The following is a 26468-nucleotide window of genomic DNA, read 5'->3' as shown; positions in this document are numbered from 1 at the left end:
CGTGAGCACAAAGACGATCAGCACCCCTGTCCACTACGAGGACGGCGACGTCCTCGACTCCATCGACTGGAACCGCATCCCGGACCAGACCGACCTGGATATCTGGAACCGCCTCACCTCGAACTTCTGGCTGCCCGAGAAGGTCCCGGTGTCCAACGACATCCCGTCGTGGCGCAACATGACCGACGAGGAGCAGCTGGCCACCATGCGTGTGTTCACCGGCCTGACCTTCCTGGACACCATGCAGGGCACCGTCGGCGCCGTGTCGATCCTCCCGGATGCGGTGACCCCGCACGAGGAGGCCGTGTACACCAACATCGCCTTCATGGAGTCGGTGCACGCGAAGAGCTACTCCAACATCTTCATGACGCTGGCCGACACCCCGGAGATCGACGCCGCCTTCCGCTGGTCCCGTGAGAACGAGAACCTGCAGTACAAGGGCCGCACCATCATCGAGCAATACCAGACGGGTTCGCCGCAGCGGAAGAAGATCGCCTCCGTCATGCTGGAGTCCTTCCTTTTCTACTCGGGCTTCTACCTGCCGCTGCGTTTCGCATCGATGGGCAAGATCACCAACGCCGCGGACATCATCCGCCTCATCATCCGTGACGAGGCCGTTCACGGCTACTACATCGGCTACAAGTTCCAGCAGGCCGCCAAGCACCTGTCGGAGGAGGAGAACGCCGCCGACAAGGACTTCGCCCTCGAGATGCTCCTCGACCTCTACGACAACGAGGCCCACTACACCCAGGACATCTACGATCCGATCGGCTGGACCGAGGACGTCAAGTCCTTCCTGCGTTACAACGCGAACAAGGCGATGAACAACCTCGGCTTCGAGGGCATCTTCCCGCCGGACTCCTGCCGCTTCAACGCCGGCGTCATGACCTCCCTGGACCCCTCCGCCAACGAGAACCACGACTTCTTCTCCGGCTCGGGTTCCTCCTACGTCATCGGCACCGCCGAGGAGACCACGGACGACGACTGGGACTTCTAGCTCCCTCCCGCTTATCGACGCCGCGCGTACCCCGCGCGGCGTTCGTCGTCTCAGGCCGGCGTCAGCTCCGCGCTGAAGCCGTGCTGGCGGGCGAGGTTCTCCACGACGGTACGCAGACGGTCGAACTCCTCCTCGGTGCCGGTGAGGACCTGGCGGCAGGCGACGTGGAGCCCGGGGCCCCGGCCGCCGGACCGGCGCCAGGGGGTGAACCAGTCGGCGGTGAGCGGGTCCGCGCCGGGGATCTCCAGGGCGGAGTCGCTGGGGACGCACAGGACCATGGCGGTCTCTATGCGGGGGCGCAGGGCGCGCGGCATGCCGGTGATGGTGAGTACGGCGGTGTGCGCGGTGAGGGTCGCCGGGGCGGTCACGTCAGAGGTCTCCCACAGGTGGTCCGGTGCCTTGGAATCGGCGGCGCCCAACCATCGTGCGAGCGAGGGTGCAAGGGTGGTCATGTCGAAGATCCTTCGGCAGATACGGCCACCGCCGACATCCACGGAGCGCGGAGTCGGCGGTGTCAGACGAGGGTCGTCTTCCCCAACGGCCTCGTAAATCACCTTGCTGTAACACGGACCAGTTTCCATCCCGCCCACCCCACCGGCAACTCTAAACCCCCACTTCAACCCCCGTTTATTCAAGGTGAGGTTGAGGTTCAGGTCAGGGTGCCGGGTCCGGATCCGGCCCCCACTCGCCCGCCCGGGCGGCGCGGATGATCTCGTCCTGCATCCCCTTCCGCCGGGCGGCGGCACGCTCCATCGCCGCATGGCGCAGCCGCCGCGCGGGCGAGGGCTCGATCCGGCGGGCGGCGTTGCGCCCGTGCACCTCCGCCACCCGGAGCGCACAGCGCAACTGCGCGACCGTCATGTTCACCGGCGCCCACTCCGGATCCGTGGCGACGGACCAGCCCCGCCAGTAGGACAGGATGGCCAGCCCGGATCCCAGCACCGGGGAGATGATCATGCCCACGGCGTCGTGGCCGGCGACGTGGAAGGCCACCATGCTCGCCCCGCTCACCAGGGCGGGGATGGCGTAGAGCTTCCCGCCGCGGAAGATCCCGGGCACCTGGCCGATCACCACGTCGCGGATCATGCCGCCGCCGACGCCAGTGACCACACCCATGAAGATCGCCGAGAGGTACGGCAGATCGTGGGACAGTGCCTTGACGCACCCGGTCACCGCCCACGCGCCGAGGACGCGCCGAGGACGATGGCGTCGGCGTGCACCTGGAACAGCTCCCACGCGCGCCCCCGGAAGTTGGTCAGCCAGGCGATGATCGCCCCGGAGAACGCGAGAGCCAGATACTCCGGCTGCGCCATGGCGGCGACGGTCCCCCGCCCGATGAGGGCGTCGCGGATCATGCCGCCGCCCAGGGAGGAGAACAGCGCCAGGAAGAGGAACCCCATGACGTCGAAGTGCCGCTGGCGGGCGATCGTCCCGCCGAGGATGCCCATGAGCAGCACGCCACCCAGGTCGAGGCTGCGGTAGAGGAAGAGAATCTCCGGATCGACGTCACCCATGACCCGAATTGTATGGTCACATCTGTCGCCGTCAACACGAGACCCCGCCCACCGGGCCGGCGGACGGGGTCTCGACTGTGGGGCCAGCGGGGCTCGAACCCGCGACCTACGGATTATGAGTCCGCGGCTCTAACCGACTGAGCTATAGCCCCCTGCAGATGGAACTCAGTCAGTATAACCGCGCGGCGACCGGTTCCCCCAAACCCCGTCTTTTTGCGACCTGACCAGGCGATTTGGCACGAAACGCAAAGTCTCATATAGTTAAGTCTCGTTGCAGGGAAGCACACCAGCGGAACAGCAGCGAAACAAGTTAATCCGCCATAGCTCAGTTGGCAGAGCATTCGACTGTTAATCGAAGGGTCACTGGTTCGAGCCCAGTTGGCGGAGCAGAGAGAAGGCCACCGGACATCCGGTGGCTTTTCTGCGTTACCCCCCTTGTTTTCCTCATGTGAGCCGGGTTACACTCCTGGCATAGCTTCACAGAGCCGGTTCTAGGAGCAGCGGAACCCGAGATGTGAAGAAGTGAATCCCGGGAGCGTCGCAGAAGCGACACCTCACCCGGGATTCGCGCCGTGTCGGGGGGGAACTACAGGAACACGGCCGCCAGCACCGCCGCGCAGGCGATGAGCAGCACCGGCACCTCCGCCATCCCCACCCGGCGCGCGGTCCACGGCTCTCCGTGACGGGCGGACCAGGGGATCCACACGGCACGCCCCAGCGCGACGCTCATGGTGAGCACCGCCAACGCCCCCGCCACCCACTTGCCGGCCCACACGGCCAGCGCCCCGACGATGAGCAGGGCCACGACATGGTAGCCGATGGAGATCTTCAGGTAGGTGGGGTTGTTGCGCTCCCGGATCATGGTCTTGACGAAGGGGATCGTGCCGGAGAAGTAGAGCGCCAGGAACACCATGCACACCCAGATGATGGTGGGCACCTCCCCGATGAAGCCCTCTCCCCCGCCGACGGCGGTCATGGCGGGCAGGAGCAGGGCGGAGGCGACGACTGTGGACACCCCGGACAGCGCGGACCGGCCGCGCCCCTGCAGGGTCTCCCACACCGCGATCGCCACCAGCGGGACGAACGGCAGCGCCCACCACATGAGCTGCGGCTGCAGCAGCAGGGCCACGGCGATGCCCACCAGGGAGACGGAACCGTAGACGTACACGGGTCGGAGATAGCCGGCGCGGCGCTGCGGGTTGCGCGCCTTGGCGGCCAGGCCGAACGCGAAGAACGCGAAGTAGCCGAAGAACCAGGCGACGAGGACCGCCGGCAGGACGGCGAGGGGGCGGTACGAGGGGGCGTCGGCAAGCACGAAGGCCGTGAGGCCGGACACGAGGCCGAGGGCGGCGGGGCTGACGAGCATCGCCCAGGCACCGTGCTGGTTGGGGATCCACGGGGAGATGCCGTGCTTGCGCTTGCGGACGGTGGTCGTGGCCATGACAGTCACGTTAGCATCATCCGAAAGTTTGATACGAGTCCCTCCGGGGAAACTCAGCGCCCCCCGTCGGCGTCCTCCCCCGAATCGGACTCCACCGACAGGCTGGCGTAGACGAGGGCGGCCAGGGCCAGCGCCGCGGAGGCGTGGGCGGCCAGACGCGCGCACGTGTGATCGCCGCTCATCCCCGCCTCCTTCGCCGTCCGTTGGTATTACGAACATAGCGCAGGAGGGGGTCGGATGTCCCCGGAAACGGGGTCACATTCGTCTAACGCCATCCCTCGGGTCCGGAGGAGCCGGCCGGGTACTCCTCGAGCGGGATCTCGTTGGTCTCGAAAGCGTCGAGCACCGGGCGCAGGATCTCCCAGGCGCGCTGGGGGGTGCCCGCCGGGACCTCGACGGAGTGGTCGTCGGTGAGCAGGGCCCGCGCGACGCGCCCGTAGGGGCTGAGGCGGGAGGGCACGGTACCCGAGTGCAGGGTGATGCGCTCCTTGTACCGGCGGTCACCGGGGTCGGGGACGTTGAGTTCCAGGCGCATCTCGTCGGCGAAGGGCAGCACGAGGCGGGCCGGCGCCAAATCCTCGGCCGCGCGGTAGTGGACGGTGACCGCCTGCTCCGGGGAGCCGATCGCCTTGCCGGAGCGCAGGCGCATCCGGGTGCCGCGCCACCGCGGGAGATCCACCTCCAGGTCCAGCTGCGCGAGGGTCTCGGTGCCACGGGAGGCGTCCACGCCGTCCTCGTCGACGTAGGACGGCAGGCCCCCACCGGCGGTGTACCGGGCCCGGCGGGCGGAACCTTCGACCACGGTGGTGGCGGCGAGCACCCCGGCCGGCTCCGCGCGCCCGTCGACGCAGAGGATGTGGGCGAGCACCTGCAGCAGATGCGACTGGATCATGTCCCGCAGCGCGCCGGTGGAGTCGTAGAACTCGGCCCGCCCCTCGAGGGCGAGCTCCTCGTCGAAGACGATGTCGATCGCCTCGACGCACTCGGAGGACCAGGATGCCCGCAACGGGGCGTTACCGCGGACGAGCCCGGTGAGGGTGGTCACCGCCGCCTCGCAGAGGAAGTGGTCGACGCGGAAGATGTGGCCCTCGTCGGTGACGGTCAACAGTCGGGTATCCAGATCATCGGCCTCCCCCGCGGTCTCCCCGTATGGCTTCTCCATGGCGAAGGTGAGGTCCGCGGGGAGGTCGACGTCGTCGAGAAGCTCGATGGCCTGCACCGACACCGCCGGGGGCAGGGCGAAGTAGAGCACGGCGCCGTCGTCGGCCGCGTCGATCACCCGTCGGAGATCATCGACGTCCGTGACATCGGCGGTGACGAAGTCCGCCGCGGTGGACAGGCGGTCCTCCACGCCGGCCTCCCTCAGGCTCTCCGCGACGAAGGCCGGGTAGTCCACCTCGTCGCGTCCGACCCCGATGATCCGCACCTGCCTGTCGCAGAGCACGCTGTACTCCCCCAGGCCGGGAATGAGCAGTCGCTTCGCCAGATCGCCGGCTCCGCCGAGGATGATGATCGTCTGTGCTTCCATGCGCCCCAGTGTTCCATGATTAAGGTTGAGTGCATGACAACCGAGCGCAGCACCCCGATCGAGAAGTACGCCCTTCTGTCCGACACGCGCACCGCCGCGCTGGTCAGCGAGGACGGCAGCATCGACTGGCTGTGCCTGCCGCGCTTCGACTCCCAGGCCGTGTTCACCGCGCTGCTGGGCACCGAGGAGCACGGCCACTGGCTCATCGACGCCCCCGGGGCCCGCGTGACCGACCGCATCTACCGCGGCGATTCCTTCGTCCTGGAGACCACGTGGGAGTCCGACACCGGCACCGCCGTGGTCACGGACTTCATGCCGATGGACCCGGACAACGGGCGTTTCGAGTGCACCGACCTGCTGCGCCAGGTGCGGTGCACGTCCGGTGAGATCGACATCCGCACCGTCCTGCGCCTGCGTTTCGACTACGGCCAGGCCACCCCCTTCTACCGCTACCAGGTGGTCGACGCCGAGCGGAACATCGGCGAGATCCGCTGCGTGGCCGGCCCGGATTCCGTCCACGTGCGCGGCCCCTACCTCACCCTCAACGAGGAGACCGGCGCGCACCTCGGCAACTACACCCTCAGCGAGGGGCAGACCCTCGAGTGGGTGCTCACGTGGTTCCCCTCGCACCGCGACGCCCCGCCGGCACCGGACTACTCACAGGCCCTGGCGATCACGCAGCAGGCGTGGGAGAACTGGGCGTCGGGAAGCACCTACTCGGGCGACTACCAGGAGATGGTCACCCGGTCCCTGCTCGTCCTGCGCGCACTCACCGACTCCCGCACCGGCGGCATCGTCGCCGCCCCCACCACCTCCCTGCCGGAGGAGTTCGGCGGCGAGCGCAACTGGGACTACCGCTACGTCTGGCTGCGCGACTCCGCCCTCGCCATCGAGGTGCTCGTCGAGGCCGGGTTCACCGACCGTGCCGACGGCTGGCGCAACTGGTTGCTCCGCGCCATCGCGGGTGACTCCAAGGAACTGCGCATCATGTACGGCCTGCGCGGCGAGCGCCACCTGCCCGAGTTCGAACTCGAGCACCTGCCGGGATACGAGAACTCCGCCCCCGTCCGCATCGGAAACGGGGCCGCCGAGCAGTACCAGGCCGACGTCGTCGGCGAGGTCATGATCGCCCTGGAGACCTTGCGCGACGCCGGCATCGAGGAGGACGAGTTCTCCTGGGACCTGCAGAAGTCCATCCTCGACTTCCAGGAGCACATGTTCGACGTCAAGGATCACGGCATCTGGGAGATGCGCAGCGAACCCGCCTACTTCACCCACGGCCGCGCCATGATGTGGGCCGCCTTCGACCGCGGCGTCAAGGCCGTCGAGAAGCACGGCCTCACCGGCCCCGTCGAGCGGTGGGCGCAGCTCCGCGACCGCCTCCGCGCCGAGATCATGGAGAAGGGCTGGAACGAGCAACTCCAGTCCTTCACCCAGACCTACGGCGGCACCGACGTCGACGCCTCCCTGCTGCAGCTCTCGCAGATCGGTTTCCTCCCGTACAACGATCCGCACATTATCGGCACCGTGGCCCGCATCGAGAAGACGCTTATCGACGACGCCGGGTTCCTCCACCGCTACCCCGCCGGCACCGGCCTCGACGGCATCGCCGGCGGTGAATACCCCTTCCTCCTGTGCTCCTTCTGGCTCATCGAGCAGTACGCCCACTCCGGACGCCTGGACGACGCCCGCGAGAAGATGGACCGCGTGTGCGCCACATCCTCCGACCTGGGACTGCTCGCCGAGGAGTACTCCACCTCGTACGGGCGCCTCGCGGGCAACTACCCGCAGGCGTTCTCCCACCTCGGGCTCATCCGCGCGGCCGCCGCCATCAGCCACCCGGAGTCGCCCCTCGACCCCGCGGCCACCAGGTAGGCTGGCCGGTGGAATTTTTTCACGACCCCGCGAAGGAGCCGAACCCCTCATGATCCAGTTCGTCATCGGAGCCGCAGCAGGCTACGTCCTGGGAACCAAGGCCGGTCGCAGGCGATTCGAGCAGATCAAGAAGGGCTACGAAACCGCGGTCAACTCCCCCGTCACCCGCAAGGCCGTCGACGCCACCCGCAAGGCCGTGGCCAACAAGCTCGACCCTCAGCCCCGCATGCGCGAGGTCAAGGACCTGCGCGGCGACGGGCAGCAGGTGCTGGAGCCCGATCAGGAGTAGACGGGGCGTCGACAAGCGGTACAACGTCCCGCCAAGGCCCTCCTCGCTCAACGGATCACGGGCTTCGCGGGATACTCTGCCGCTCCGCACGCAACACCAGGTGGTGGAATCCCACCGCCAGCAGGAACGCGACACCGATCGCGATCACCGCGTTGCCCCGCGGTTCCCCCAGGGCCCGCCCGTCCTCCAGCTGCGCGAGAAGCATGCCGACGGGCAACAGGGAGAAGGCGAGGGATCCTCCCACGTGGGCCGCGGTGAAGAACACGGCATCCGAAAGACCACGATTTTTCCGCCACCCCGGGGCCAGGCCCGCCCCGATGAGGCCAACCACCAGCCCGATCGCAGGCAGGACGAGAAACCCCCACGGGGACATGGTGGAGGTCGGGCCGTCATTGTTCCACTGGCTGGCCACCTCAGCGGGGAGGACCGGCATCGCCGCGACGATGAGGACGGCCGACACCAGTGCGGCCCCGGTCGGCACCAGCCAGGCAACCCGCTCGAGCACGCTACTCCGCCGGCAGGCCCCGGAACGCACGTTCGTTGAGCTCCCGGCGCGCCTGCTCGAGGGCCACCAGGTCGGCGAACAGTGAGTTGTAGGCCTGCTCGTTGTCGGAGGGGCGCATGCGCTGCAACTGGCTCTTGAGCTGGGCGATCTGGTTGCCCACCTCGGACTCCTGCAGGCGGGAGAGCACGGAGTCGGCGTAGTCGCTCAGGTGCTGGGCCTCGATGATGATCTCCTCCACCGCCAGCTCGGAGACGAGGTTGCGACCCATGAGGTCGGTCATCTCGCCGGCGACGGTGGCGATCCAGTCGACGCCGCTGTGCGCGGCGGCCACTCCCCCGGCCCGGCTGATGCCCTCGCGGACCATCCGGTAGGCGGGGTGGGTGAAGGCGTCCGCGGACAGGCCGTCGAAGTAGTCGCCGGCGACCTCCGGATTCTGCAGCGCCAGCTTGAGGGATTCACGCTGCGGCCACAGGTAGGGGTCGCGCGGGTTCGGCATGGGCACGGCCGGGGTGGTGTCGACGGGGGCGGAGGAGGCGTCGTCGAAACGCACGGCGCGCCGCTTCTTCTCCTCTTTCGGCTTCCGGGCCTCGGCGCGGACCTGCTGGACCACTTCCTCGGTGTTGGCCCAGCCGACCCAGCCCGACAGCTGCCGGGCGTACTCGGACTGCAGGACCGGATCCTTGATGCCGGCGACGACGGGAACGGTGCGTCGTAAAGCCTGGAGTCGGCCCTCCACGGTGTCGAGGTTGTGCTCGGCGAGCATCGACTCGACGACGAACTGGAACATCGGGATGCGGTCGGCGACGAGATCACGCACGGCGGCATCACCCCGCGCAAGGCGCAGATCGCAGGGGTCCATGCCCGCGGGAGCCACGGAGACGAACGACTGGCCGGTGAACTTCTGGTCACCCTCGAAGGCCCGCATGGCGGCCTTCTGACCGGCCTCGTCACCGTCGAAGGTGTAGATGAGCTCGCCGCGGAAGTAGTTGTCGTCGAGCATGAGGCGGCGCAGGATCTGCAGGTGATCGTCGCCGAAGGCGGTGCCGCAGGAGGCGACGGCGGTGGTCACCCCGGCGGCGTGCATGGCCATGACGTCGGTGTAGCCCTCGACGACGACGGCCTGGTGCCCGGCGGCGATGTTCTTCTTCGCGACGTCAAGACCGAAGAGCACCTTCGACTTGTTGTAGAGGAGGGTGTCGCGGGTGTTCATGTACTTGCCCATGTTGTCGTCGTCGAAGAGCTTGCGGGCACCGAAGCCGATGACATTGCCGGACAGGTCCTTGATGGGCCACAGCAGGCGGCGGTGGAAGGCGTCGATGGGGCCACGCCGCCCCATCTTCGACAGGCCGGCGGCCTCGAGCTCCTTGAACTCGAAACCCTTGCGCAGCAGGTGCTTCGTCAGGGTGTCCCACCCCTCGGGGGCGTAGCCGCACTCGAAGTCGTAGATGTGCTCCTGGGAGAAACCGCGGTCGAGGAGGAACTCGCGGGCCGTGGCCGCCTGCGGGGTCTCCAGCTGCTCGCGGTAGAACTGGTGGGCGGCCTTGTTGGCGTCGATGAGGCGCTTACGGGTGCCCGGCTCCTCCCGGCGCGCGCCCGTGGTCCCGCCCTGGTAGTTGATCGTGTAGCCGATCTGCTGCGCGACCGCCTCGACGGCCTCGGGAAAGGAGATGTGCTCCATCTCCATGAGGAAGGAGAAGACGTCACCGCCCTTGCCCGTGGAGAAGCAGTGGAAATAGCCGCGGTTCGGGCGGACGTGGAAGGACGGGGTGCGCTCGTCCTTGAACGGGCTCAGGCCCTTGAGAGAATCGTGGCCCGCGGGCTTGAGCTGGACGTACTCGCCGACGATCTCCTCGATCTGGGCACGCTCACGGATCGCCTGGATGTCACTGTCCGGAATACGCCCCTTAGCCATGATGGTAAGGGTACCGCGCGGGTCAAGTTAGTATCGGAGCGTGAAGAAGAACTCCGTCCTGGCCACTCTCGGCGCCGTGGTACTCGCGGCCGTCGCCGCATTCTACGGTCTCGACCTCGGCACCGACGACGCGCGCGAGGAGTCCCAGCAGCCCTCCTCCTTCGTCGGCGGCATCGACACCTGCGAGGTCGCGACGCTTCCCGACGAGGCCGAACCCGTCATCGACGACATCCTCTCCGGCGGCCCCTACGAGTACCCGGGCGAGGACGGCGGACACTTCGGCAACTACGAGGGCCTGCTGCCCGCCGAGCACAGCAACTTCTACCGCAGCTACACCGTCGACACCCCGGGCCTCAACCACCGCGGCCCGAAGCGCATCGTCATCGGCGGCGGCACGGAGACCGACCCCGAGGTCTGGTACTACTCCGACGACCACTACGAGAGCTTCTGTCTCATCCCCGATGCGGAGGAGTGACGGGAGCGTGACCACCAGGAGAGCGGAGGCGACGAAGCCGACGACGGTCCCCAGTAACAGATTCGTGTAACTCAGCACCGCGAGCAGCGCTGCGGCGAGCACGGGGCTGGCGATCTGCTCGAGGTCATAGGCCAGACGCGAGAGGGACAGCGCCCGGGTGTACTGCTCCTCCTCGGTGACGATCCGCGGGATGGTGGCCTGGAAGGTCGGGGTGAAAGTGGCCGACGCCGCCTGCAGCACGCCGATGGCCAGGTACAACTGCCACTCCGTGCCGATGAACGGCAGGGTCAACGCGACACCAGCGCGCACGAGGTCTGCGGCCACGAGCACCGGTTTCGCCCGCCACTGGGCGGCGAGCGCCGTGATCACCGGGGACAGCAGCACGTAGATGAGGATCTTGATGGTGAGGACGTTCGCCAGCACGCGACCCGCGTCCCCGCCGGCGATGTCGAAGGCGAGCAGGCCCAGCGCCACCGTGAGTAGGCCGGTGCCCGCGAGCGCGACCACCTGCGCGGTAAAGAGGTGCAGGTAGGCGCGGTTGCGCAGCGGACTGAGGAGGTGCACACCCTCAAACTAATACATGTGCACACGTATGCACATGTACCCGTCACCCCATGAACACGGCCAGCCCCGCCGAACGCTTCGCCAGCCGCTCCAGCCGCGATTCGGTCATGGAGGCGATCTGGTCGACGACCACCCGCTGCCGCGCGGCAGCGTCCGGGGCCTCCTCCCACCACGCCCGGTACATCGGGTCGAGGGAGCCGGGGGCGCCGGCGGTGAGGTAGTCGAAGACCCGGTAGATGCGTTCGCGCTGGCGGTCCTGCCGGTCGAGGTGGGTGGGCAGGTCCATGACGTAGAGCACGGCGATCGTCTTGAGCAGCGTCACCTCGGCCTGCGCCTGCGGCGGGATGATCAGCTCCCCGTACTGCCGGCCCAGGCGCTCCTGCCCCACCGTGGCACCGACGGTCGCGCCGACGTAGCGGCCGACGAGTTCGGAGGTCATCTTCTTGAGGTTCGCGTACCCGGCCAGGGTGTGGTCGAAGTCGACGGCGCGGTTGACGACGGTGAGCTGGCGTAGGGAGTCGGCGGCGTCGAGAAGCATCTCGGGGGTGCCGCCGAAGGCGCGCGCCCCTTTCTCCGCGAGGGCGGCCAACTCGACGAGGTCCCACAGGACGTGGAGGGTGATGCGTCCGGAGACGATGCCGTCCTCGACGTCGTGGACGGAGTAGGCGATGTCGTCGGCCCAGTCCATCGTCTGCGCCTCCATCGAGGGGCGCTCGTCGGTGTGACCGGCGCGCAGCCAGGCCAGCACCTCGGCGTCCTCGTCGTAGCAGCCGTACTTGCGGTTGACGCTGCCGTCGGCGTTGGTGCGCGTGCGCGGGTACTTGCACGCGGCGTCGAGCGCGGCGCGGGTGAGGTTGAGACCGAAACTCCGCCCCTCCTCCGAGACGGTCTTCGGCTCCAGCCGGGTGAGGATGCGCAACGTCTGCGCATTGCCCTCGAAACCACCGCAGTCGGCGGCGACCTCGTTGAGCGCGACCTCACCGTTGTGCCCGTAGGGTGGGTGGCCGATGTCGTGGGTGAGCCCGGCCATCTCACACAGGTCCGGATCCAGGCCCAGGCCCGAGCCGATGCCGCGGGAGATCTGCGCCACCTCGAGTGAGTGCGTCAGGCGGGTGCGCGGGGTGTCACCGTCGCGGGGGCCGACGACCTGCGTCTTGTCGGCCAGGCGGCGCAGCGCGGCGGAGTGCAGCACGCGGGCGCGGTCACGCCCGAAATCACCCCGGTGGTCGGGCTGGGAGTCGTCGAACTCGCTGCCCTTCGGGGCCTCCGCGTATCGACGCTCCACATCCGCAGCGGAATACTCGTACATCAGTCCCTTCACTCTCCGGCCAGGGCGTCATGGCGCGCCCGGCGCGAGGGCCGCAGGCCGGCCTCCAGCCTGCGCAACAGTGTTTCCAGCCTATCCGCCCGCGACCTGCCCAGGACGCGGGACACATCGACCACCGCCATCCCGCCGACCTCATGCGCCAGCGTGCGCCACCACGCGACCGACGGAAACTGCGTCGGGCTGGTCTGCGTCGGCGACGCCACCGCGTCCATCCCGGCCTGCCGCGCGAGGATCTCCGCACGCAGGGCGTGGTTGGGATCGGTCACCACGATCACCCGCCCGGGCTCATGCTTCTCGACGAGCGCCTGGTACGACCCCACCGTGTCGTTCCCCTCCGCCACCTCCGTGACGGACGCGGCGGGCACCCCCCGCTCGACGAGATGCCGCCTGCCCACCTGAGCCTCGGTGAAGCGGTCCCCCGGCAGTTTTCCGCCGAGGGTGTAGATGTGCCTCGCCGCGCCGGCCTCCCACAGCGCCACCGCGTGATCGAGACGCGCGGCGAACTGCCGCGAGGCCGTGCCGTCGTACTGGGCCGTACCGAGCACCGCGAGGCTGTCGGCCGGGGCGGGCGGGCGGCGGCGTCGATAAGCGTGGAGCAGAATACGGATCACCCTCTAAACGGTAGTCTGGGCGGCATGAAACGCATGCTGCCCCGCCCGAAGACCCTGGCCGCGGCCGCCGTGATCGGTGCCGCCGCACTCATCGGCGGTGCTCCGCTAACCCTGGCGGAGACCACCATCCAGGCGCAGGCCCCGGCGACCGCTGTGGCACCGGAGAACCTGACCACGCCGGTCACCGACTATTCCGGGGTGCTCGACGCCTCCCAGAGCGCGGACCTCACGGACAAGATCCAGCAGTACAAGATCGACTCCTACAAGTCGATCTACGTGGTCTACCTGCCCAGCTTCGGGGGCCTGAGCCCCGAGGAGTGGACCGACCGCTCCGTGGAGGCCAACGGCGGCGGCAACACCGTGGTCATGGCCGTGGCCACCGAGGACCGCCAGTTCGGCATCAACGGCGGCAACGAGTGGCCGCAGTCCGAGGTCGACCGGATGGCCGACGCCGCGTTCCCGCACCTGGCCTCCGACGACTGGTACGGGGCCGCCGACGCCGCAGTCGAGGCCGCCGCCACCTCCGGGGAGATGTCCGGCGAGTCGCTGGCCTGGCTGGGCGGCGGTGCCGCAGCGGCCGTCGCCGCCGGTGGCGGCATCTACGCCTACTCGCGCCGCAAGCGGAAGCAGAACGAGGCCGCCGTCCTCGAGGACTCCCGCGCCATCGAACCCACCGACACCCGGCGCCTTTCGGCCCTGCCGATGGAGACCCTCGAGCAGCTCGCCCACGAGGAGCTCGTCTCCACCGACGAATCCATCCGCCGCAGCCGCGAGGAACTCGACCTGGCCATCGCCGAGTTCGGACCCGAGCGCACCCGCTCGTTCACCAAGGCGATGAACCACTCGACGACCACCCTGCAGAAGGCCTTCGCCCTGCAGCAGCGCCTCAACGACTCCATCCCCGAGACCGAGGCCGAGCGCCGCTCCATGCTCGAGTCCATCATCTCCTCCTGCGGCCAGGCCGACGACGCCCTCGACGCCGAGGCTGAGGCCTTCGCCTCCATGCGTAACCTGCTGGCCACCGCCGACCGCAAGATCGACGAACTCACCCAGGCGACCATCGACCTGCGCACCCGCCTCCCGCGCGCCGAGGATCAGCTGGGCGGCCTGCGCTCCCGCTACTCCCCCGAGGTGCTGGAGTCCATCGACGACAACGTCGACCTGGCCGGCGCCGCCCTTGACGAGGCCGAGAAGTCCCTCACCACCGCCCGCGAGCTCGAGGCCCGACCCGCCGGTGAGCAGGGCGGACTGGTCGACGCCATCCGTGACTCCGAGCACGCCATCGAGGTCGCCGACCGCATGCTCGGCGGCATCGAGCGTGCCGACGAGAACATCGCCACCGCCCAGGCCCAGATCGGCGACCTCCTCCAGGAGGTCGAGGACGAGATCCGCGAGGCCGGCGACCTCAAGCGTCGGGGCATCTCCGAGGGCGCGCGCGCCGACTGGCAGAAGCTCGACGAGGTCGTCGGCCGCGCCATCACCGTCGTCGACGAGGCCCGCTCCATCTCCTCGACCGATCCCCTCGGCGCCTACACCGCGCTCACCGACATCGACGGCGAACTCGACGAGCAGCTCGACCGCGTCCGCGAGACCACCGCCGACCAGTCCCGCCAGCTGCAGCTCCTCGACCAGCAGCTGCAGGCCGCCGGCGTGTCCATCCAGGCCGCCGAGGACTTCATCGCCTCCCGCGGCCGCGTGGTCAAGGCCGAGGCCCGCACCATGCTCGCCGACGCCAAGCGGCTCCAGGCCCAGGCCCTGCAGCTGCGCACCTCCGAGACCCGCCAGGCCATCGACTTCGCACGCCAGGCGGTCACCGCGGCGAAGCGCGCCCTCAAGCGCGCCCAGTCGGACTACAACGACTACAACCGTCGCCAGATGAGCCACCGCGGAGGCGGCTCCAACATGGGCGGCATCGTCACCGGCATGGTCATCGGCCAGATCCTCGGCGGCGGCGGCCGCGGAGGCGGCTTCGGCGGAGGCTTCGGTGGCGGGGGCGGCTTCGGCGGAGGCGGCGGCGGCTTCCGCGGCGGGTCGTTCTGATCGGCCACTTAAGGTAGATCATCGTGCAGTAGGGCCGGAATCGAGGGCCGAAAAAGGCCTTACTGCACGATGATCTACACCCGCGGGCGCCGCACCGGGGAGTCCACGAGGACGCAGCCCCAGGACAGGAACACCGCGTCGATGGGCGGCAGATCGTCGTAGGTGGGGCCGGCGTGGAGTTCGACCCGCCCGGAGATGAGCGGACGCACGCGGGCGACCACTCCCCCGGCGGCGTCGTAGATGTTGCGTTCCTTGCGCCACACACTGGTGCGGCGCAGGACGTACGCCCGCCCGGCGCAGTCGGCGTGGAGGGTGCCCACGGTGAAGCCGTTCTGGGCCAGGGTGAACACGCGGCCGTCGCCGGTGGTGGCCCGGGCCCGGAACTGGATGGGTCCGGGCTCGGACTCGACGAGGAGGCGCTCCGAGCGGAAGAAGATGACGTCGGAGCGGACGGTGGCGATGAGCTCCCGGTGGGCGTCGAAAAGCTCGTTGCCCTCCCAGAACCACGGGCCCACCGGCCGTTCCTCGATGGCCATCTAGATGATGAACGCCAGGATCGCGGCGACGGTCATGAGCGCCAGGGTGGCGATGACCGCCGTCGAGGTGCGGGACAGTCGCTGCTCCAGCGCGAGACGGGCCAGCCAGCTCAGGCCGACGACGGCGTCACGGGGCAGGTCGGTCTCCCCCTCGAACTCGAGGATGGCCTTGCGCACACCGTTGTTGCCGCCGGAGAACTGGGCGACCTTGGTGCCGTTCTCGTCGTCGACGATCCAGTTGTTGGAGGCCTCGTTCACGAGGACGAAGCTGCGGTTCCCGATGGACACCGGGATCGTCTTGTCCTTCTTGAAGTTGGCCTCGGCGGTGAGGACCGGGACGTCGAGAAGCGTGGCGGTCGCGCCGGACTCCGCGTCGAACGCGAGGGTCCACTTCTCCCCGTCGACGTCGGCGGAGGTCTTGTCGAAGCGCGCCAGCACCTCCGGGCCGCCCTCGGCGAGGAGGACGGGCCGGTCGGCGTCGCTGCGGTCCCAGCTGGTGTAGTGCATGATCAGCAGCCCACGAGGCGGGTGGCCAGGTAGTCCTGCAGGTCCTCGATCTTCACACGCTCCTGCTCCATGGTGTCGCGCTCACGGACGGTGACGGCGTTGTCCTCGAGGGTGTCGAAGTCGACGGTGACGCAGAACGGGGTACCGATCTCGTCCTGACGACGGTAACGACGACCGATGGCACCGGAGGTGTCGTACTCGACGTTCCACAGCTGACGCAGCTGCGCGGCGATCTCCTGGGCCGGCTCAGCGAGCTCCGGCTTCTTCGACAGCGGCAGGACGGCCACCTTCACCGGGGCGAGGCGACGATCCAGCTTCAGCACGACACGCGTATCGACGCCACCCTTGGCGTTCGGGGCCTCATCCTCGTGGTACGCGTCGATGAGGAAGGCCATGAAGGCACGACCCAGGCCGGCGGCCGGCTCGATGACGTACGGGATCCAGCGCTCGTTGGTCTCCTGGTCGAAGTAGGAGAGGTCCTCGCCGGAGCCCTCCGAGTGGACCTTGAGGTCGTAGTCGGTACGGTTGGCGATGCCCTCCAGCTCGCCCCACTTGGAGCCCTGGAAGTGGTAGGCGTACTCGATGTCGACGGTGCGCTTGGAGTAGTGGGACAGAGCCTCCTGCGGGTGCTCGTAGAAACGCAGGTTCTCCGGGTTGATGCCCAGGTCGACGTACCACTGCATGCGGGAGTCGATCCAGTGCTGGTGCCACTCCTCATCGGTGCCCGGCTTGACGAAGAACTCCAGCTCCATCTGCTCGAACTCGCGGGTACGGAAGATGAAGTTGCCCGGGGTGATCTCGTTGCGGAAGGACTTGCCGATGTTGGCGATGCCGAACGGCGGCTTCATGCGCGCAGAGGTCATGACGTTTTTGAAGTTGACGAAGATGCCCTGCGCGGTCTCCGGGCGGAGGTAGTGCAGACCCTCCTCATCATCGACCGGGCCCAGGAAGGTCTTCAGCAGACCGGAGAACGGGCGCGGCTCGGTCCAGTTGCCCGGCTGGCCGGTCTCCGGATCGTTGATGTCCGCCAGGCCGTTCGCCGGCGGGTGGCCGTGCTTCTCCTCGTAGGCCTCGAGGAGGTGGTCGGCGCGGTAGCGCTTGTGGGTGTGCAGGGACTCCACCAGCGGGTCGGTGAAGACCTCGACGTGGCCGGAGGTCACCCACACCTGGCGCGGCTGGATGATGGAGGTGTCCACGCCCACGACGTCGGGGCGGGCGGTGACCATGTGACGCCACCACTGGCGCTTGATGTTCTCCTTGAGCTCGACACCGAGCGGACCATAGTCCCATGCGGAGCGGGAACCGCCGTAGATCTCGCCGGCCTGGTACACCAGACCGCGGCGCTTGCACAGGTTGACTACGGTATCGATGACGGACGCCATGTGGCTTCAGACTCCTCTGGTAGGGGATAAGTCGATCATGATTCACAACGAGTGTAGCCTCACCTTGTTCCCGAGGTCATTCGGGGTTGACCTCGCCCCGGGGGCCAGTGGTACTATCCGCGGAAACCGAGAGCTGGTATTTATGTTCCATGGGCCACCAAATGTCTAGATTGGCGGGCCTGAGGGGTATAATCGGGAAATCAGCACGCTGAAGCATTTACGCAGCTCTTTTCGAACATAATTAGTCACGTAATTGGCCTAGATCGGGACGCGAGAAAATCCCCTCAGACCTCACGTGCGGAAGAACTGGGATGGGATGAACACTTACTCGGACACTGATCTCGACGCCGCCGAGGCCATCATCGGCGCGCTCGATTCGCGCCTGCGCGTACAGATCATCTGGCGTCTGTCGATCCGGGATCACTTCGTCCACGAGCTGGTCGACGGTCTGGGCAAGTCCCAGCCGCTGATCTCGCAGCACCTGCGCGTGCTCAAGCGCTCCGGCATCGTCGACTCCGAGCGCCGCGGCCGCGAGGTCATCTACCGCCTCGTGCTCCCCCAGGCGGCGGACATCATCACCGCGGCCGTCAAGCTCGGCCTCCACGCCCGCGATCTGCAGCGCTCCGGCGCGGAACCCACCCCCGACCCCGACAATGTGGTCCAGATCGGCCACACCGACGTCCCGCGCGGCGCAGGGACCGAGGAGGACCCCGTCGGCCAGGTGGCCCACGCCCCGGCCGCGGCCGCCGGCACCCCGGGCAACACCGACACCATCCCGTCCCCGGCCCCCACCCCGCCGGTGCCCAACGCGTTCTCCTGAGAATCTTCTCTCAGACCCGTCCGCCCTGCTCGCGCTGCCTGAATCAGCGCGAGCGTACATAATGGGATATGTACTCGATCCCGTTTCTCAGGAAGAGCCCGTACATGTCTCCCACGTCCTCCGGTGTTCCGAAGCTCGGGGCCCGCAACACCCGTCAGCGCACCGCGGTCATCAACGTCCTCTCCGAGATCGACACCTTCGCCTCGGCCAAGGAGATCCACCGTGAGCTGGAGAACAGGGACCTCCAGGTCGGCCTGACCACGGTGTACCGCACCCTCCAGTCCCTCGCGGAGATCGAGGCCGTCGACGTCCTCCACATGGCCACCGGCGAGACCCTGTACCGCCAGTGCGTCTCCCCGCACCACCACCATCACCTCGTGTGCACGCAGTGCGGCCGGACCGAGGAGATCGACGGCGGCAGCGTCGAGACCTGGGCCAAGCAGGTCGCGGAAAAGCACGGATTCCAGCTCACCGGCCATGACGCCGAGATCTACGGGCTGTGCCCGGAATGCGCCGCCGCCCGCCGGGACGAGGGGAACTAGCCGATCACGGTACCGAACGCCACACCCAGCAGGTAGGTGATGGCGGCCGCCCCCAGGCCGATCGCCAGCTGGCGCATGGCCCGCGAGAACGGCGGCTTCCCGGAGAGCACGCCGACGACACCGCCGGTGAACATGAGCGCGCAGGACACCAGCACCATCGCGATGACCGCGCCGAGTACGGGCGACGCCCCGAAGAGGAACGGGATGATCGGGATGAACGCGCCACCCGCGAAAAAAAGGAAGCTCGACCCGGCGGCCGTCCACGGCGAACCCACGACCTCACCGGGGTCGGTCCACGTCTCCTGCTCGCCGGGGCTGTCCTCCCGGTCGAGGCCGATGGCCTGCTCCAGCGCCATGCGCGAGAACTCGGCCTGCGCCTTGGACTGCGCCTCCTTCTCGCTCATGCCGCGGGCGCGGTAGACCAGCGCCAGCTCGTTGGCGTTGACGTCGAGCGAGGGCAGCAGCGTGTGCGCCTTGGGGTGCGGGGTGGAGGCCTCGAGGAGCTCCCGCTGGGAGGTCACCGACACGTACTCGCCGGCCGCCATGGACAGCGCGCCGGCCAACAGACCGGAGACGCCGGTGAGCAGGATCATGTTCGACGAGACGCCGGAACCCATGACGCCGACGACGAGCGCCAGGTTGGACACCAGGCCATCGTTGGCACCGAACACGGCGGCGCGGAAACCACCGGACATCTTCTCCCGTCCCCGGGCCGCCAGACCGCGGACCACCTCGGCGTGGATGCGCTCGTCGGCCGCGATCTGCTCCGGGGCGTCCTCGTCCTTGATGTAGGGGCTGCGCGCCTCCGCCGACTGCATGAGCGCCAGGGTGAACACAGAGCCGAAACGTTTCGCCAGGAAGCCCATGAAACGGGTGCCCAGGTCGGGCTGGCGGGGGAAGCCGACGTACTCGCCGAGCTTGCCGCGCCAGAACTCCTCGTGGCGGGACTCCGAGTCCGCCAGGGCCAGGAGGATCTCCCGCTCCTCGCCGGTTTTGCGGCGGGCGAGCTCCCGGTAGAGGGCCGCCTCGGCGCGCTCGTTGGCCAGGTAGCGGCGCCACCGGTTGATCTGCGCGCGGGTCGGTTCCTCGTTGCTGACGACCACTGCTGCTCCCACTCCCCTACCTACTTGGTGCCGCCGAAGCGACGGTCACGAGAAGCGTACTCCACGACGGCGTCGAAGAGATCCTGCGGAGTGAAGTCCGGGAACAGCTTGTCCTGGTACACCATCTCGGCGTACGCCGACTGCCAGGGCAGGAAGTTCGACGTCCGCTTCTCACCGGAGGGGCGCAGGAACAGGTCGACGTCCGGCATGTCCGGCTCGTCGAGGAACTGGGGGAAGGTCTTCTCGGTGATCTCCTCGGGGCGCAGCTCGCCGGCAGCGGCGCGGCGGGCGATCTCCCGGGCGGCGTCGACAAGCTCGGCGCGACCGCCGTAGTTGACGCACATCGCCAGCGTCATCCGGGTGTTGTCCTGCGTCATCTCCTCCGCGACCTCGAGTTCGCGGATGACGGTGCGCCACAGGCGCGGGCGGCGGCCCACCCAGCGCACCCGCACACCCTTGGCGTTGAGGACGTCGCGCTGGCGGCGCAGCACGTCCCGGTTGAAGCCCATGAGGAAGCGGACCTCGTCCGCCGAGCGGCGCCAGTTCTCCGTCGAGAAGGCGTAGGCCGACAGGTACGGCACCCCGAGTGCCAGGCAGGCGTCGACGACGTCCATGAGCACGGCCTCACCGCGCTTGTGCCCCTCCGTGCGCTTGAGACCGCGCTGCTGCGCCCAGCGCCCGTTACCGTCCATCACCAGGGCGATGTGGTCGGGGATGAACTCGGCGGGGATGTTCGGGGGGTTCAAGGGTGCGTTACTCACGCAGACCATCCTACGTCTGGTCCATGACGCCCAGACTGGTGACCTTCTGTTCCAGATGCCATTGCAGGTGCGCCCGGGTGAGCCGGTGCGCGACGGCACCCAGGTGGTTGCCGTCCTGCTTATCGACGATCGCCATCGCTGCAGGCCAGTGCGCATGATTGAGCAGCCACATGAGGTGCAGCGCCTCCTCCGGAACCTCCGCCGCCCCCGGGGGACGGCACTGCACACACGCCGCGCCGCCGACCGCCGGGTGGAAGGCGTGGTGCGGGCCCGGTGCCCCGCACTGGGCGCAGTCGAACAGGCTCGGGGCCCACCCCGCGTGGGTCATCGCCTGCAGGAGAAAGGCGTCGAGGACGATGGTCGGGTGCGCCGTCGTCTGCATCCGGGCGAGCGTCTCGGTGAGGTGGTCGAACAGCCACGGATCCTCATCCTGGGACAGCCTCTCCGCCGTCTCCAGGGCCGCGCACGCGGCGGTGTAGCGCTCGTAGTGGTCGATGATGCCCGCCCCGTAGTAGGCGACGGTGTCCGCCCCCGTGATCGACTCGAGGTTGCGGCCCGGGTAGAGCTGCACGTCGATGTCGACGAAGTGCTGCAGCCGCGACCCGAAACGCGACTTCGACCGCCGCACCCCCTTCGCCACCCCGCGCCGGATCCCGTGGTGCCGTGTGAGCAGCACGATGATGCGGTCGGCCTCGCCGAAGTCGTAGGTCCGCACCACCAGCGCCCGGTCGCGGTACGGCTGCGCCCGCATCTAGAAGCCCAGGCGACCCAGCGACTTCGGGTCGGACTGCCAGTTCTTCAGCACCTTGATGCGCAGGTCGAGGTAGACGTTGCGCCCCAGCAGCCTGATGATCTCCTGGCGCGAGTTGTGGATGATCCGCCCGAAACGACGCCCGTCCTTACCCTGGATGATCGCCTTCTGCCCCTCGCGCTCCAGGTAGAGGATCGCGTGGATGGTCAGCAGGCCGTTCTCGGTGAGCATCTCGTCCACCTCGACGGCGACGGAGTGCGGCAGCTCGTCCTTGAGGCCGGACAGCGCCGCCTCGCGGATGAGCTCGGAGATGCGCTTCTCCGTGTCGTCGTCGGTGACGTGGTCGTCGGGGTAGAATTTCGGCCCCTCGGGGAGCAGCGACGTGAGGACGTCGATGAGAACGTCGACCTGGGTGCCGTCCTTGGCGGACACCGGCACCACCTCGGCCTCGCCGCCGAGCAGCTCGTGCAGCGCCAGCAGCTGGGCGCCGACCTGGTCCTTGCTCGCCTTGTCCAGCTTGGTGACGATGCCGATGATCGGGGTGTTCGGCACCACCTTCCGCAGATTCTCCAGGATCCAGCGGTCACCGGGGCCGATCTTCTCGTCCGCCGGGACGGTCAGACCGATGAGGTCGACGTCGGCGTAGGTGTCCTTGACGATCTCGTTGAGCCGCTCACCCAGCAGCGTCCGCGGCTTGTGCAGACCCGGCGTGTCGACGACCACGATCTGCGCATTCTCCCGGTGCACCAGGCCGCGGATCGGGTGGCGGGTGGTCTCCGGCTGGTTGGCGGTGATGGCGATCTTCTCCCCCACCAGAGCATTGGTGAGGGTCGACTTGCCCGTGTTCGGGCGGCCGACGAAGCTGACGAAGCCGGAGCGGAAGCCGTCCGGGGTGTCGGTGAATGAGCTGATGGGGACTCCTAGGGTTGCTTAGAACTGAGACTACTAGGCGAGGTCGCCATCCAACACATCGTCGATGACTATTCGCCGGCAGTCTCTGCGGTTGACCATATCGTCGTACACCCCGCGGCACTATGCGTGAGGATGCCGACCTAAAGCACCGCACTGCCCCGGCACCGGGTGACGATATGGCCATCGCGGCCCGCCGACGACGCTCACCCGAACCGTGGGGCTGGACGCCAGGCTCCCGGTCAGCGGACCTGCGTGACCTCGAACTGCATCCGCGGGTTCGCGTAGGCGTCCTGGGACTCGATGAGCAGCAGCTCGCGGGAGTCCGCGCGGTAGGTGTTCTCCACGAGGTCGAAGACGGAGGAGGCGGTCTTCGCCAGGGCGTCGGCGGCGTCCTTCGTCGCGACGTAGTGTCCGGTGAACAGGGCGGCGGTGACATCGCCGGAGCCGTTGCGCTTGAACGGCAGGTACGGGGTCTGCACGATCCACGCGCCGGCGTCGTTGACGGCGAGCATCTCGATGGTGCCCTCCGGGCGGTCCGGGCGCTCCACGGAGGTGACCAGGACGGTCGACGGGCCCATCTCACGGGCGGCGTCGACGGCCTCCAGGGTGGACTCCAGGTCGGAGGCCTCGCGGCCGGTGAGGAAGCCGAGCTCGAACTGGTTCGGGGTGATGATGTCCGCGACCGGCACGACGCGGTCCCGCAGCAGCGGGGGGATGAGGTCGGAGACGTGGCAGCCGGACTTGGCGTTGCCCATGACCGGGTCGCACGCGTAGACGGCGGCGGGGTTGGCGGCCTTGACCTTCGCCACGGCGTCGATGATGACGTCCGCGATGTCGGAGCCACCCTGGTACCCGGAGAGGACGGCGTCGACCTGGCCGAGCACGCCCCGCTCCTCGATGCCGGTGATGATGTCGGCGACGTCGGTGGCCGGGATCATCGGGCCCCGCCACGCACCGTAACCGGTGTGGTTGGAGAAGTTGACGGTGTACACCGGCCACACCTCGTGCCCCAGGCGCTGGAGCGGGAAGACGGCGGCGGAGTTACCGACGTGACCGTAGGCCACGGAGGACTGGATGGAGAGGATGTTCACGGTGGTTATTGTGCTCTCTTCCAGGGTGAAAACACAATCACCCGGCTGTTCAATCCTTGGCCCGGTCGCCCTGGTCGGCGCGCTGCAGCACCTCGACGACGACGGAGCGCACGCGCATGCGGCCGCGGCGGTCGCGGCTGCCCTCGGCGGTCAGGCGCAGGCCGCAGGTCTCCACGGTGGAGTTGGGCAGGGGGACGCGGCCGATCTCGTAGCCGATGAGGCCGCCGACGGACTCGACCTGGTCCTCGATCTCCTCGGTGAACTCGATGTCGATGTCGTAGTCGTCGTCGATCTGGTCACGCAGGTCCTCCAGGGACAGACGGGAGACGGCGCGGTAGGTGCGGTCCCCGATGAGCTCGATGGGGGCGACCTCGGCGATGTCGTACTCGTCGGCGATCTCACCGACGATCTCCTCGAGGATGTCCTCCATGGTGATGAGCCCGGCGATGCCGCCGTACTCGTCGACGAGCATGGCCATGTGAATCTTGTCGCGCTGCATCTCGTGGAGCAGCTCATCGAGGTTCTTCGAGTCGGGCACGAAGGTGGCGGGGCGCATGACGTCGGTGACGGAGACCGACGCGCCGCCGTCGGTGAGGTGGTAGGTGTGCCGGACGAGGTCCTTGATGTAGACGATGCCGAGGATGTCGTCCATGTTCTCGCCGACGACGGGCACGCGGGAGTGGCCGGAGCGCACGCACAGGGTGGTGGCCTGGCCGGCGTGCTTGCCCTCCTCGATCCAGATCATCTCGGTGCGCGGCACCATGACCTGGCGGGCGGTGGTGGAGGCGAGGTCGAACACCGACTGGATCATGCGACGTTCCTCGACCTCGACGATGCCGTGCTCCTGGGCGATGTCGACCATCTCGCGCAGCTCGACCTCGGTGGCGTAGGGGCCGTGGCGGAAGCCGCTGCCGGGGGCGATGAGGTTGCCCAGCCAGATGAGGACCCGCGCCACCGGTCCGAGTACGAACGCCACGCCCTGCAGCACCACGGCGGAGCGCAGGGAGATGGAGTATGGGTTCTTGCGGCCCATGGTGCGGGCGAAGACCCCGACCACGGCGTAGGTGATGAGGGCAACGGCCACGATGGCCAGCACGATCGCCCACACCTCGGACTCGAAGACGTCGCGGGCGAGGGCGGCGGCGAAGACGGCGGCGGTGGCGTCGAGAAGCGTCTTGAGCAGGATGAGCAGGTTGATGTTGTTCGCCCGGTGGTCGACCACCTTGAACAGCGACCGTGCTCCCGCGACCTCGTCCTTGACCATCCCCTCGACGCGGGCGCGGGAGATGGAGCTGACGGCGGACTCGACGGTGCCGACGAGGCCGGACAGCCCGAGCGCCAGCACCGTGACGACGCTCAGCCAGACAGTGTCAACCTCCATTACTGCTCACCGGCGGGTTCGCCGATGGGCGGGATGCCGCCCCCGGGGACGATCTCGTCGAGGGCCTGCCGGTCGGCGGCGGACGGGAAGGCCTGCGCGCCGGTGGGCTTGGGCTGGTACTCGACGCCGCGGCGGGCGACGTCGTCGTACCAGTCGGCCAGCAGCTCGTTCTGCAGGGCGAACATCTCGCGCTCGTCGGCGGGGGTGGCGTGGTCGTAGCCGAGCAGGTGGAGGCAGCCGTGGACGGTGAGCAGCGCCAGCTCGTGGTCGAGGCCGTGGCCGGCGGCGGCCGCCTGCTTCGCGGCGAACTCCGGGCACAGGACGATGTCGCCGAGCAACGCCGGGCCTGGCCCCTTGGAGTCGGGGCGGGCGCCGAGGGCGGTGCCGGAACCCGGGGTGAGCTCGTCCATGGGGAAGGTCATGACGTCGGTCGGGCCGTCGAGGTCGAGCCAGCGGACGTGGAGTTCGGTGATCGTCTTGAGATCGACGATGTGAATGGAGGCCTCCGCGTCGGGGTGGATGTCCATCTCGCCGAGGGCGAAGGAGGCGACGTCGATGAGCATCTCCTCGTTGACGCCCGCATGGCCGGATTCGTTGAAGACCTCGATGCTCACTTCAGATTCTCCTCGTAGGAGTCGTAGGCGTCGACGATGCGGCCGACGAGGGAGTGGCGGACCACGTCCTTGCTGGACAGTTCCGCGAAGTGGATGCCCTCCACGCCGCGGAGGATGTTGCGCACCAGCCGCAGGCCGGACTTCTGCCCGGTGGGCAGGTCGACCTGGGTGATGTCGCCGGTGACGATCATCTTGGAGCCGAATCCCAGGCGGGTGAGGAACATCTTCATCTGCGCCGGGGTGGTGTTCTGGGCCTCGTCGAGGATGACGAAGGCGTCGTTGAGGGTGCGGCCACGCATGTAGGCCAGCGGCGCGACCTCGATGACGCCGGCGTCCATGAGCTTGGGGATCATCTCCGGGTCGAGCATGTCGCGCAGCGCGTCGTAGAGCGGGCGCAGGTAGGGGTCGATCTTGTCGCTCAGGGTGCCGGGCAGGAAACCCAGCTTCTCACCGGCCTCGACGGCGGGGCGGGTGAGGATGATGCGGGTTACCTGCTTAGACTGCAGCGCCTGGACCGCCTTGGCCACCGCCAGGTAGGTCTTGCCGGAGCCGGCGGGGCCGACTCCGAAGACGATGGTGTGCTCGTCGATCGCGTCGACGTACTCCTTCTGCCCCAGCGTCTTCGGGCGGATGGTCCGGCCGCGGCGGGAGACGATGTCGCTGGCCAGCACCTCGGTGACGGACTGCGGGGCCTCGACGGTGACGATGGACACCGCGTGCTTGACCGCGTCCGGGGAGATGACGTGCCCGCGGCGGGCGATGGACTCGAGCTCCTCGAAGACCTTCACGGCGCGGGCGACCTCGTGGTCGGGGCCGGTGACGGTGACCAGGTGGCCGCGGGCGTGGAAGTCCGCGTCGATCTGATTGTCCAGGACCCGCAGGTTCTCGTCGTTGATGCCGAGCACCGACTGGGTGTACACCGAGTCGAGCTCCACCTTCCTCGTGATGACCTGTGCTGCCACTACCTCTGCGCGCCTGCTTCCTTGTCGA

General features: G+C 68.3%; 26 protein-coding genes, 2 tRNA genes and 1 pseudogene. 7 read left to right on the top strand and 22 right to left on the bottom strand.

Features of this window, described 5'->3' with window-relative positions; genetic code table 11:
* Position 1 precedes the first annotated feature (1 nt).
* Positions 2 to 997, top strand: a complete 996-nt coding sequence (nrdF, locus tag B9Y70_RS01505; protein WP_085548473.1) for a class 1b ribonucleoside-diphosphate reductase subunit beta — start codon at positions 2 to 4, stop codon at positions 995 to 997.
* 50 nt (positions 998 to 1047) lie between these two features.
* Here nrdF and B9Y70_RS01500 read toward each other — a convergent pair whose 3' ends face one another.
* From B9Y70_RS01500 to B9Y70_RS01490, 3 genes and pseudogenes are all read right to left on the bottom strand, one after another.
* Complete coding sequence (locus B9Y70_RS01500) at positions 1048 to 1449, bottom strand: hypothetical protein (protein ID WP_143337462.1); 402 nt, start codon at positions 1447 to 1449, stop codon at positions 1048 to 1050.
* A gap of 202 nt (positions 1450 to 1651) precedes the next feature.
* Positions 1652 to 2511 (bottom strand): annotated as a pseudogene (locus B9Y70_RS01495) (trimeric intracellular cation channel family protein).
* Between the two features lie 78 nt (positions 2512 to 2589).
* A tRNA-Ile gene (locus B9Y70_RS01490) sits at positions 2590 to 2663 on the bottom strand.
* Between the two features lie 162 nt (positions 2664 to 2825).
* Here B9Y70_RS01490 and B9Y70_RS01485 point away from each other — a divergent pair.
* Positions 2826 to 2898 (top strand) — tRNA-Asn (locus B9Y70_RS01485).
* Between the two features lie 199 nt (positions 2899 to 3097).
* On the opposite strand, the gene B9Y70_RS01480 is transcribed toward B9Y70_RS01485, so the two are convergent.
* The 3 genes from B9Y70_RS01480 to B9Y70_RS01475 all read right to left on the bottom strand — a co-directional run bounded on the left by B9Y70_RS01480 (position 3098) and on the right by B9Y70_RS01475 (position 5480).
* Positions 3098 to 3952, bottom strand: coding sequence for a YwiC-like family protein (locus B9Y70_RS01480; RefSeq protein WP_085548471.1), 855 nt, complete (start codon positions 3950 to 3952; stop codon positions 3098 to 3100).
* A 53-nt stretch (positions 3953 to 4005) separates the two neighbouring features.
* Positions 4006 to 4134: a hypothetical protein gene (locus B9Y70_RS13105; RefSeq protein ID WP_273045299.1), complete on the bottom strand. Its 129-nt coding sequence runs from the start codon at positions 4132 to 4134 to the stop codon at positions 4006 to 4008.
* 83 nt (positions 4135 to 4217) lie between these two features.
* Entirely contained in the window at positions 4218 to 5480 is a 1263-nt protein-coding gene (locus B9Y70_RS01475) for a hypothetical protein (RefSeq protein ID WP_085548470.1), read from the bottom strand.
* Between the two features lie 33 nt (positions 5481 to 5513).
* Here B9Y70_RS01475 and B9Y70_RS01470 point away from each other — a divergent pair, with 33 nt between their 5' ends.
* Together B9Y70_RS01470 and B9Y70_RS01465 are read left to right on the top strand one after the other, a co-directional pair.
* Positions 5514 to 7355, top strand: coding sequence for a glycoside hydrolase family 15 protein (locus B9Y70_RS01470; protein ID WP_085548469.1), 1842 nt, complete (start codon positions 5514 to 5516; stop codon positions 7353 to 7355).
* A 49-nt stretch (positions 7356 to 7404) separates the two neighbouring features.
* Positions 7405 to 7644: a hypothetical protein gene (locus tag B9Y70_RS01465; RefSeq protein WP_085548468.1), complete on the top strand. Its 240-nt coding sequence runs from the start codon at positions 7405 to 7407 to the stop codon at positions 7642 to 7644.
* A gap of 55 nt (positions 7645 to 7699) precedes the next feature.
* On the opposite strand, the gene B9Y70_RS01460 is transcribed toward B9Y70_RS01465, so the two are convergent.
* The 5 genes from B9Y70_RS01460 to B9Y70_RS01435 are packed head-to-tail and all read right to left on the bottom strand — an operon-like array spanning position 7700 to position 13038.
* Positions 7700 to 8149, bottom strand: a complete 450-nt coding sequence (locus B9Y70_RS01460; protein ID WP_085548467.1) for a DUF1648 domain-containing protein — start codon at positions 8147 to 8149, stop codon at positions 7700 to 7702.
* 1 nt (position 8150) lies between these two features.
* Positions 8151 to 10061 (bottom strand): DNA primase, encoded by a 1911-nt coding sequence (dnaG, locus tag B9Y70_RS01455; RefSeq protein ID WP_085548466.1) that lies wholly within the window; start codon positions 10059 to 10061, stop codon positions 8151 to 8153.
* A gap of 22 nt (positions 10062 to 10083) precedes the next feature.
* Positions 10084 to 11100: an MFS transporter gene (locus tag B9Y70_RS13260; protein ID WP_476728484.1), complete on the bottom strand. Its 1017-nt coding sequence runs from the start codon at positions 11098 to 11100 to the stop codon at positions 10084 to 10086.
* A gap of 43 nt (positions 11101 to 11143) precedes the next feature.
* Positions 11144 to 12409: a deoxyguanosinetriphosphate triphosphohydrolase gene (locus B9Y70_RS01440; RefSeq protein WP_085548463.1), complete on the bottom strand. Its 1266-nt coding sequence runs from the start codon at positions 12407 to 12409 to the stop codon at positions 11144 to 11146.
* An 8-nt stretch (positions 12410 to 12417) separates the two neighbouring features.
* Positions 12418 to 13038 carry a YdcF family protein gene (locus B9Y70_RS01435; RefSeq protein WP_240309083.1) on the bottom strand — a complete coding sequence of 207 codons (621 nt, stop codon included), beginning with the start codon at positions 13036 to 13038 and terminating at the stop codon, positions 12418 to 12420.
* 24 nt (positions 13039 to 13062) lie between these two features.
* Between B9Y70_RS01435 and B9Y70_RS01430 the strand changes: the two genes are divergently transcribed.
* Positions 13063 to 15078: a TPM domain-containing protein gene (locus B9Y70_RS01430; protein WP_085548462.1), complete on the top strand. Its 2016-nt coding sequence runs from the start codon at positions 13063 to 13065 to the stop codon at positions 15076 to 15078.
* A gap of 74 nt (positions 15079 to 15152) precedes the next feature.
* Here B9Y70_RS01430 and B9Y70_RS01425 read toward each other — a convergent pair whose 3' ends face one another.
* Genes B9Y70_RS01425 through B9Y70_RS01415 form a run of 3 tightly spaced genes read right to left on the bottom strand, consistent with a single transcriptional unit; the run spans position 15153 to position 17503 of the window.
* Positions 15153 to 15614, bottom strand: a complete 462-nt coding sequence (locus B9Y70_RS01425; protein ID WP_085548461.1) for a hypothetical protein — start codon at positions 15612 to 15614, stop codon at positions 15153 to 15155.
* Positions 15615 to 16121, bottom strand: a complete 507-nt coding sequence (locus B9Y70_RS01420; protein ID WP_085548460.1) for a hypothetical protein — start codon at positions 16119 to 16121, stop codon at positions 15615 to 15617.
* A 2-nt stretch (positions 16122 to 16123) separates the two neighbouring features.
* Entirely contained in the window at positions 16124 to 17503 is a 1380-nt protein-coding gene (locus B9Y70_RS01415) for a glycine--tRNA ligase (protein WP_085548459.1), read from the bottom strand.
* 316 nt (positions 17504 to 17819) lie between these two features.
* Between B9Y70_RS01415 and B9Y70_RS12895 the strand changes: the two genes are divergently transcribed.
* Together B9Y70_RS12895 and B9Y70_RS01405 are read left to right on the top strand one after the other, a co-directional pair.
* Positions 17820 to 18323, top strand: coding sequence for an ArsR/SmtB family transcription factor (locus tag B9Y70_RS12895; RefSeq protein WP_085548458.1), 504 nt, complete (start codon positions 17820 to 17822; stop codon positions 18321 to 18323).
* A 104-nt stretch (positions 18324 to 18427) separates the two neighbouring features.
* Complete coding sequence (locus tag B9Y70_RS01405; protein WP_085548457.1) at positions 18428 to 18865, top strand: Fur family transcriptional regulator; 438 nt, start codon at positions 18428 to 18430, stop codon at positions 18863 to 18865.
* On the opposite strand, the gene B9Y70_RS01400 is transcribed toward B9Y70_RS01405, so the two are convergent.
* The 8 genes from B9Y70_RS01400 to B9Y70_RS01365 all read right to left on the bottom strand — a co-directional run bounded on the left by B9Y70_RS01400 (position 18862) and on the right by B9Y70_RS01365 (position 26440).
* Entirely contained in the window at positions 18862 to 19980 is a 1119-nt protein-coding gene (locus B9Y70_RS01400) for a VIT1/CCC1 transporter family protein (RefSeq protein WP_085548456.1), read from the bottom strand. The genes B9Y70_RS01405 and B9Y70_RS01400 overlap by 4 nt on opposite strands.
* Positions 19981 to 19988: 8 nt before the next feature.
* Positions 19989 to 20738, bottom strand: coding sequence for an isoprenyl transferase (locus tag B9Y70_RS01395; protein WP_085548455.1), 750 nt, complete (start codon positions 20736 to 20738; stop codon positions 19989 to 19991).
* Between the two features lies 1 nt (position 20739).
* Positions 20740 to 21480, bottom strand: a complete 741-nt coding sequence (recO, locus tag B9Y70_RS01390) for a DNA repair protein RecO (protein WP_085548454.1) — start codon at positions 21478 to 21480, stop codon at positions 20740 to 20742.
* Entirely contained in the window at positions 21481 to 22392 is a 912-nt protein-coding gene (era, locus tag B9Y70_RS01385; RefSeq protein WP_085548453.1) for a GTPase Era, read from the bottom strand.
* A gap of 239 nt (positions 22393 to 22631) precedes the next feature.
* Positions 22632 to 23483 carry a pyridoxal kinase PdxY gene (pdxY, locus tag B9Y70_RS01380; RefSeq protein ID WP_085548452.1) on the bottom strand — a complete coding sequence of 284 codons (852 nt, stop codon included), beginning with the start codon at positions 23481 to 23483 and terminating at the stop codon, positions 22632 to 22634.
* A 49-nt stretch (positions 23484 to 23532) separates the two neighbouring features.
* Entirely contained in the window at positions 23533 to 24864 is a 1332-nt protein-coding gene (locus B9Y70_RS01375) for a hemolysin family protein (RefSeq protein WP_085548451.1), read from the bottom strand.
* Positions 24864 to 25478: an rRNA maturation RNase YbeY gene (gene ybeY, locus B9Y70_RS01370; RefSeq protein ID WP_085548450.1), complete on the bottom strand. Its 615-nt coding sequence runs from the start codon at positions 25476 to 25478 to the stop codon at positions 24864 to 24866. The genes B9Y70_RS01375 and ybeY overlap by 1 nt, the downstream gene beginning before the upstream one ends.
* Positions 25475 to 26440 (bottom strand): PhoH family protein, encoded by a 966-nt coding sequence (locus B9Y70_RS01365; protein ID WP_085548449.1) that lies wholly within the window; start codon positions 26438 to 26440, stop codon positions 25475 to 25477. The genes ybeY and B9Y70_RS01365 overlap by 4 nt, the downstream gene beginning before the upstream one ends.
* Between the last annotated feature and the right edge of the window lie 28 nt (positions 26441 to 26468).

Origin of the sequence: Corynebacterium pollutisoli, from assembly GCF_900177745.1 — a bacterium.
Classification (GTDB): Bacteria; Actinomycetota; Actinomycetes; order Mycobacteriales; family Mycobacteriaceae; genus Corynebacterium; species Corynebacterium pollutisoli.
This window is presented reverse-complemented; position numbering and strand designations above follow the sequence as displayed.

Coding starts and splice junctions, on each gene's coding strand:
- B9Y70_RS01500 (WP_143337462.1), bottom strand. CDS start 1,449: ATGACCACCCTTGCACCCTCGCTCGCACGATGGTTGGGCGCCGCCGAT.
- B9Y70_RS01480 (WP_085548471.1), bottom strand. CDS start 3,952: ATGGCCACGACCACCGTCCGCAAGCGCAAGCACGGCATCTCCCCGTGG.
- B9Y70_RS13105 (WP_273045299.1), bottom strand. CDS start 4,134: ATGAGCGGCGATCACACGTGCGCGCGTCTGGCCGCCCACGCCTCCGCG.
- B9Y70_RS01475 (WP_085548470.1), bottom strand. CDS start 5,480: ATGGAAGCACAGACGATCATCATCCTCGGCGGAGCCGGCGATCTGGCG.
- B9Y70_RS01470 (WP_085548469.1), top strand. CDS start 5,514: ATGACAACCGAGCGCAGCACCCCGATCGAGAAGTACGCCCTTCTGTCC.
- B9Y70_RS01465 (WP_085548468.1), top strand. CDS start 7,405: ATGATCCAGTTCGTCATCGGAGCCGCAGCAGGCTACGTCCTGGGAACC.
- dnaG (WP_085548466.1), bottom strand. CDS start 10,061: ATGGCTAAGGGGCGTATTCCGGACAGTGACATCCAGGCGATCCGTGAG.
- B9Y70_RS01440 (WP_085548463.1), bottom strand. CDS start 12,409: ATGTACGAGTATTCCGCTGCGGATGTGGAGCGTCGATACGCGGAGGCC.
- B9Y70_RS01430 (WP_085548462.1), top strand. CDS start 13,063: ATGAAACGCATGCTGCCCCGCCCGAAGACCCTGGCCGCGGCCGCCGTG.
- B9Y70_RS01425 (WP_085548461.1), bottom strand. CDS start 15,614: ATGGCCATCGAGGAACGGCCGGTGGGCCCGTGGTTCTGGGAGGGCAAC.
- B9Y70_RS01420 (WP_085548460.1), bottom strand. CDS start 16,121: ATGCACTACACCAGCTGGGACCGCAGCGACGCCGACCGGCCCGTCCTC.
- B9Y70_RS01415 (WP_085548459.1), bottom strand. CDS start 17,503: ATGGCGTCCGTCATCGATACCGTAGTCAACCTGTGCAAGCGCCGCGGT.
- B9Y70_RS12895 (WP_085548458.1), top strand. CDS start 17,820: ATGAACACTTACTCGGACACTGATCTCGACGCCGCCGAGGCCATCATC.
- B9Y70_RS01405 (WP_085548457.1), top strand. CDS start 18,428: ATGTCTCCCACGTCCTCCGGTGTTCCGAAGCTCGGGGCCCGCAACACC.
- B9Y70_RS01395 (WP_085548455.1), bottom strand. CDS start 20,738: ATGGTCTGCGTGAGTAACGCACCCTTGAACCCCCCGAACATCCCCGCC.
- recO (WP_085548454.1), bottom strand. CDS start 21,480: ATGCGGGCGCAGCCGTACCGCGACCGGGCGCTGGTGGTGCGGACCTAC.
- B9Y70_RS01375 (WP_085548451.1), bottom strand. CDS start 24,864: ATGGAGGTTGACACTGTCTGGCTGAGCGTCGTCACGGTGCTGGCGCTC.